The following is a 6,884-nucleotide window of genomic DNA, read 5'->3' as shown; positions in this document are numbered from 1 at the left end:
TCCAAACGATGGATGGGTCGAACATGATCCAGAAGAAATATGGAGTACGACTGTCAGCGTAATCAAGCAAGTTCTTGCCAAATTAGATCTTGAATCCGACCAGGTAATGGGGATCGGTATTACCAATCAGCGGGAGACGACGATTGTTTGGGATAGAAAGACAGGAAAGGCAATCTATCCGGCAATTGTTTGGCAGGATCGCCGAACCTCTGAGTTTTGCCAGAGCCTGAAAGATAAAGGCTTGGAAGATACTATTTCTGAAAAGACTGGCTTGTTGGTAGACCCATACTTCTCAGCGAGTAAGATTCGTTGGATTCTTGATAATGTCGATGATGCTGATGAACGAGCTCGCGAAGGGGACTTGGCGTTTGGAACTGTCGATACTTTCCTGCTATGGCGCTTAACCGGTGGTCGGTCGCATGCCAGTGACGCCACGAACGCCTCTCGAACTTCCTTGTTCAATATACATACACAAGAGTGGGATAAAGAACTGTTACAGATTTTTGATGTCCCGGAACAGTTGTTGCCTGAGGTCAAGGATAGCAGTGATGAGTTTGGTGACACCGAGGCTGAGCTTTTCGGTATCTCTATGCCTGTCTACGGTATGATAGGTGATCAGCAGTCCGCCTTGGTAGGGCAGGCTTGCTTTACGCCAGGCATGATCAAAAGCACTTATGGAACAGGTTGCTTTATGATTGCCAATACGGGTGCGAAGCCACTACGCTCCAATAATCGTTTACTGACTACTGTTGCCTACCGTCTGAATTCTGAAGTGACATACGCTCTGGAGGGCAGCATCTTTGTTGCAGGAGCGGCAGTGCAATGGTTGCGTGATGGCTTAAAGTTTATCTCTCATGCTAGTGAAACGGTGGCGATGGCCAAGAAGGTTGGTTATGACAATTCGGTTTATCTGGTACCAGCCTTTACTGGCTTAGGTGCGCCTTATTGGGATCCGAATGCACGAGGTGCTTTGTTCGGTTTAACTCGAGATACGGGGATAGAAGAAATCGTCACAGCTGGCCTACAGTCAGTGTGTTATCAGACAAGGGATCTGCTCCACGCGATGGAGAAAGATGGTGCGCAAGTAAACACTTTAAGAGTAGATGGAGGCATGGTGGTCAATGACTGGGTTGTACAGTTTCTATCTGACCTTCTGAATGTTTCGGTTGACCGGCCTGAAATTGTCGAGACCACGGCATTAGGTGCGGCATACTTGGCTGGTTTAAAGGCCGGTTTATTTGAAAGCGTCGAGACGATTGCAGATATGTGGCATCTTGATAAACGTTTTTCACCTGATATTTGTCCAGAAGATGCAAAAAAACTCTATAGCGGCTGGTTAGATGCCGTCGGACGCGTAAAAACTGAACAAAATTAAGCGTCAGTGATAGTTGAATGCTAGACTTTAAGGATAGTAGTTTTCACTATTGTCGCGCATAATATTAGGAAATTGTCGAGAAGTGAACAATATAGTAATAGCCCTTCAGTGCTAAGAGGCGAGAGGCAGGAGCTTCTATGTGATTAAGAATTGGATTTTCAGTCTGACTTTGTTGGTGGCATCTGTGCCCTATGCTTTGTCCAGCGAAAGTGTAACTCTACAGCTCAAATGGAAACATCAGTTTCAATTTGCGGGTTATTATGCGGCGCTGGAAAAAGGTTTTTACGCTGAAGAAGGTTTGGATGTCGCCATTCGGGAAGCCGAGCCAGAGATGGACCCTATTGAAGTCGTCGTTAATGGTGAGGCTGAATTTGGAGTTGGCACCAGTGAGTTGCTGCTTTTACACAACCACTTTAAGCCTGTTGTCGTTTTAGGGGTTATATTCCAACATTCTCCTCTTGCTTTGTTAAGCTCCGCCAGTTTGCCTGAGAGCAACTTATACTCAAACATTCAGCAAGTACAAGACCTACGCAACAAACCTATTATGATTGAAGCCAACTCGGCTGAGTTAATGGCTTATCTTTCCAAAGAAGGTTTATCGCGTGATACGCTCAAAATTGTTAAGCACAGTTTTAATACTTCAGATGTGATGGCGGGTAGGGTTGCAGCTATGTCTGTTTATACCACTGATGAAGTGTTTGAGTTTGAGCGTTTGGGAGAGCCGTACACGCTGTTTCGACCAAAAGATTCCGGGGTCGATTTTTATGGTGACAACCTTTTTACTACGATTCATGAACTCAAACACCACCCTAAACGGGTTGCAGCATTTAGGCGAGCCAGTTTTAAAGGCTGGCGATATGCTATGGATCACCCCTCAGAAATTGTAGACCTGATCTATGAACGCTACAGCCAGCGACATACAAAAGCGCATTTAATGTTTGAAGCAGAGAAGATGAAAGACTTGCTAGAAAGTGAGCTAATCTCCCCAGGCTATATGACGAGTAAACGCTGGCACCATATTGCCAAGGTTTATGTCGAGCAAGGCAGCCTGTCTGCAGATTATTCGCTTGACGACTTTCTTTACAGGAGTGAGGAAGGGGTTAGTGCCGACTTGGTGAAACGTTGGGGGCTTGGTGCCTCACTGATTACGATTATATTGCTGAGCTTTCTCGCTTACGTTTGGCGCTTGAACCGTCGTTTGGATAAACGCACTTCTTGGCTTAGAACTGTGGTTGATAATACGCCCACTGCAATGGTGATTATGGATAGTCAGGGCAAAATCATTGAATGGAATCATCAGGCAGAACAAATTTTTGCTTGGGCTTCAGAAGATATCATTGGCCAATCTGTTTACGATTATGTGGTGCCCTTAGGAGACCAGAACAAGTTTCGTAGAATGATTGCGAACCTGTTTGATCGGCGAGAGGTTAAGGTTGCTGAGGGTTGGAGTCGGACCAATAGGAATAAGCTTGTTCTATGTGAATGGCACTACGCAGTCTTGCAACCTGGGCGGGTTGTTGCCATGGCTAATGATATTACCGAGCGTAAGGCATTAGAGAATAAGTTAAAAGAACTTGCTCATTCTGATGCCTTAACGGGGATAGGTAACCGGACTTTGTTCTTTGAAAAACTGGAAGAAGCGATCGCATTAGCTAAGCGAAGAAAGGAGCGTGTTGCGGTACTGTTTATTGATTTGGATGATTTTAAAATCGTGAATGATCAATATGGCCATGAAGTGGGTGATGTCGTGTTGTGTGAAGTTGTACAGCGCATCAAAATGGCCGTCAGAGAAGCGGATGTATTAGCTCGAATTGGTGGCGATGAGTTTGTGTTGATATTGCATGATTGTGAATCCAACGCGCATGCTCGGCAAGTCGCCGAAAAGGTACTGTTTAACCTGGAAAGACCTTTACAGGTTGCCGGTTTAACGGTCACCGTTGGTGGTAGTATAGGTATTAGTATGTACCCTGATAATGGTGAAAAAACGGCCGATATTTTGAAGTCTGCTGATCGGGCAATGTATGAAGTGAAGCAGAAAGAAAAGAACGGTGTAGGCATCGCCCCTCCTCGAAGCCGTTTAGGCAAGAAGGCTCACTAGCTTGGATGTCTTGTTAGATATTATCAAGGGGATAGATAACTATCTTGATGATCATGCTAGCGTTAAAGAAATTGAGCTTATTCAACATCTAAAATGCATTCAGCAAGAGCCGTTTTCCGAGTTCAATATAAGTCAGAGTAAAGACCTTTTTCGTGCCCACTTTCTGTTAAAACACGCCCTTTACACGCTACAAAACACTTATCTAGATGAGCAGCGTTTTTTTCTCGACATCAATCTGATAAATATATCTAGAAGACCCTTTGCAGAAGGAGTTTCCGAATTATCATCTTATGATTCGGTTAAGGCATATTACCTTGATATTAGCCACTATTTTGAAACAGAAGAAGATGAAGTAAACGACCTGCTCGATAAGTTTTGGCGTAAGTTTCTGGCAAATGATGATCGGCATGCTGCGCTAAGTGTATTAGATTTGCCTGCTAATGCTGACCAAAGGCAGGTTAAGCTTCAGTATCGTAAGCTTGCTCAAATTCATCACCCTGATAAGGGGGGCTGCGGGGAACAGTTTAAAAAAATATCCGCTGCTAAACGTTTGTTAGACCGGGCTTTGGGTTAAAGCCGTAAATTCGCTATAATGCGCGCCTTTAATGTTGTCGTTGTCAGGTTGTAGGGTTATGCAGAGCTTAGCAGGTTCAGAGAAATACGAGTTTAACAAGCTTCAAAAGCGCTTGCGCAGTGGCATGGGTAAGGCCATTGCCGACTTTAATATGATCGAAGACGGTGATCGTATTATGGTTTGCTTGTCGGGCGGAAAAGACAGCTACACCATGCTAGACATTCTGATGAGTCTGCAAAAGAGTGCTCCGATCAGTTTCGACCTAGTCGCCGTAAACCTTGACCAGAAACAGCCAGGTTTTCCTGACCATGTCCTTCCTAAGTATCTGGAATCACTTGATATTGAATATTATATTATTGATCGAGATACTTACTCCATCGTTAAGTCCAAGATACCAGAAGGCAAGACAACCTGTGGCCTGTGCTCACGTTTACGTCGTGGTACTTTATACTCCTTTGCTGAGGAGATTAAAGCGAATAAGATAGCTTTAGGCCATCATAAAGATGACATCGTTGAGACCATGTTTCTGAACATGTTTCATGGTTCAAGGTTGTCAGCTATGCCACCTAAACTGCTTTCTGATGACAAGCGAAATGTCGTGATTAGGCCGCTGGCTTATTGTCGTGAGAAAGATATTGAGCAGTTTGCTCTGGTGAAGGCTTACCCGATCATTCCGTGCAATCTTTGTGGTTCGCAAGAAAATCTCCAGCGTCAATCCATTAAGAAAATGCTTATTCAATGGGAAAAAGAACACCCTTCAAGAATTGAGTCAATTTTCACAGCCTTACAGAATGTATCGCCTTCCCAGTTAGCGGATACCCAGCTTTTTGATTTCGAAACACTAGCAATTGATCGCAGTGGTGAACGTAAAGAGTATGAGTTTGATTTAGAGCAATCTATTTCTTCATCCCGAACTAAAGAGGATGATATGGTTCAGATCGTTGAGGTTATGCCACGTTAAACTAACGCGAGTCTTCTCGCTGCGTTGGAATACATCTCGGGATTACATTTTAATAAGAAATCGAAAGGCAGGAATATGAGCGAGTCGGAAATACAAACCTTAATGCAGCAGGCTAACGAGTATATACAGTCTGAAAGACTCTCTCGAGCTCGTCGTTGCTATAATAAGATTCTTTCGATCGATCCGCAGAACTGTGATGCTCACTATTCTTTAGGGACGATTGCTCGCCAACAAAATGATAATCAAGCAGCGAAACAACACCTGCTGCATGTGTACCAAGCCGAGCCCCTCAATAGGACTTTTGTATTGGAACTAGCGGGTCTTTATGCTGATATGGGAATGATTGTTGAGTCAGCAAAGGTTTTCGAAGCTTATCTTTCAGTACAAGATGATATTGAATTATCAGGAAAATATGCCGAGGTCTTGGTAAAGGCTAAGGAATTTGAACGTGCGGTTGAATGTCTGAAAGCATGTGTTGGGAAGAAACCTGAAAATTTAAGTTATCGCATGCAATTAGGTAAATTGTTGTACCAACTATTACGTTTTGAAGAAGCACAATCAGTTTATTTGAGTGCAATTGAATACGGATTGAAAAGTGAAGGTTTATATCTGAATGCTGCAAAACTACATGTTGATCACGGACAGTTGGCTGTCGCTAAAGATGTATTGAATAAAGGTTCGGAAGACTTCCCTGAAAACCTGTCGTTTGCATATCGCCTTGTTCAATTGGATGCAGAGAGTCTTCACCCCGAATTGTATCAACGCTTAATCGATGTTGATGAGGCTACTTTAGAGGGAGACAATCGCTTTTATTATCAATGGTTGTTGGCAAATTTTGCTAAAAAGCAAGGTGAGCCGCTAGTTGAGATGGAGCATCTTGTCGCTGCGCATCGAATTTACAGTTCGATTACTCAATTTCCGAGAAGTACCGAGTTTTATCTGCAGGCATTGCCTCAGTTGACGCCACCTGATTCTGCACATTTTACTTCTCGACTTGCTAATCTCGAACCTGTTTTTATTATTGGTGTGCCACGTTGTGGTTCAACCTTGTTGGAAAATATCATTTGTCATGGGCCTCAGAATGTTGGCAAAGGTGAAGAAACCGGGTCCGTTATTGAGGCATTAGCCGTTGCTTATCAAAGTGGTGGACAAAACTTTTGGGAAGCTTTCGTTAGTCAGCTCGAATCTTCTTATATGCGACATGGCTTATTGCCGGAAGATTCATCAAGCGACGTAAAACGTTTTACTGATAAGTCTCTAGAAAACATATTCCTAATCGATTTCATTATGAAGGTGATGCCGAGAGCGAAGGTGGTTTATTGTGATCGAGCTCCACTCGCTTCGATTGTTTCTATTATGCGAAATAACATGTCTGTATTACCCTGGGCTCATGACTTAAATAATATATTCAAGTATGTGGATAATTGTTTAGTAGCAATGGATCGGACAAAGAATGCCTACCCTCAACGTGTGACAACAGTTAAATATGAGGAATTAGTGTGTGATCCGGAAGCTGAATCCAAGGCGCTTATGGCGTTTTGCGACTTGCCTTGGGGAGAACAGTGTTTGGATTTTCATAAAGAAGATAAGTTGCTAAGTAGAACGGCGAGTCATGTTCAAATTAGGCGGGAAATAAATCAGGATGCCGTCTCTGCGTATAAACAATATGAAAGTTTCTTTGAGCCTTTTTCAGAAATTTATCATTGGGCTTCTTAGCTAAGCGTTTAATAGCTGGTAAACTGTTTTCTGGATGACTGGCAAAGACCATAAGCCGAATAAAGTCATCATTGCTCCGGCAGAAGAGCGGAACCAGCGTTTTCTAATTGTCGCGGATAGTTTTTGTGCTAATAAACCGCTGCTCAACATTGAAGGCAGG

General features: G+C 43.4%; 5 protein-coding genes. All 5 read left to right on the top strand.

The features are described from left to right. A partial coding sequence (glpK, locus tag A3763_RS17830; protein WP_068760270.1) for a glycerol kinase GlpK occupies positions 1–1,375 on the top strand: 1,375 nt, incomplete at its 5' end. 139 nt (positions 1,376–1,514) lie between these two features. Continuing rightward, positions 1,515–3,473, top strand: a complete 1,959-nt coding sequence (locus A3763_RS17825; protein WP_068554484.1) for a diguanylate cyclase domain-containing protein — start codon at positions 1,515–1,517, stop codon at positions 3,471–3,473. 1 nt (position 3,474) lies between these two features. After that, on the top strand, positions 3,475–4,047 hold the full coding sequence (locus A3763_RS17820) for a DNA-J related domain-containing protein (protein ID WP_068554482.1): 573 nt from the start codon (positions 3,475–3,477) through the stop codon (positions 4,045–4,047). A 58-nt stretch (positions 4,048–4,105) separates the two neighbouring features. Continuing rightward, positions 4,106–5,008: a tRNA 2-thiocytidine(32) synthetase TtcA gene (gene ttcA, locus A3763_RS17815; protein WP_068554480.1), complete on the top strand. Its 903-nt coding sequence runs from the start codon at positions 4,106–4,108 to the stop codon at positions 5,006–5,008. 75 nt (positions 5,009–5,083) lie between these two features. Beyond that, positions 5,084–6,724 (top strand): sulfotransferase, encoded by a 1,641-nt coding sequence (locus A3763_RS17810; RefSeq protein WP_068554478.1) that lies wholly within the window; start codon positions 5,084–5,086, stop codon positions 6,722–6,724. Positions 6,725–6,884: the final 160 nt, after the last annotated feature.

Source organism: Oleiphilus sp. HI0128 (assembly GCF_001635365.1).
The sequence above is the reverse complement of the archived record's forward strand: the minus strand, read 5'-3'. Positions and strand labels throughout refer to the sequence as shown.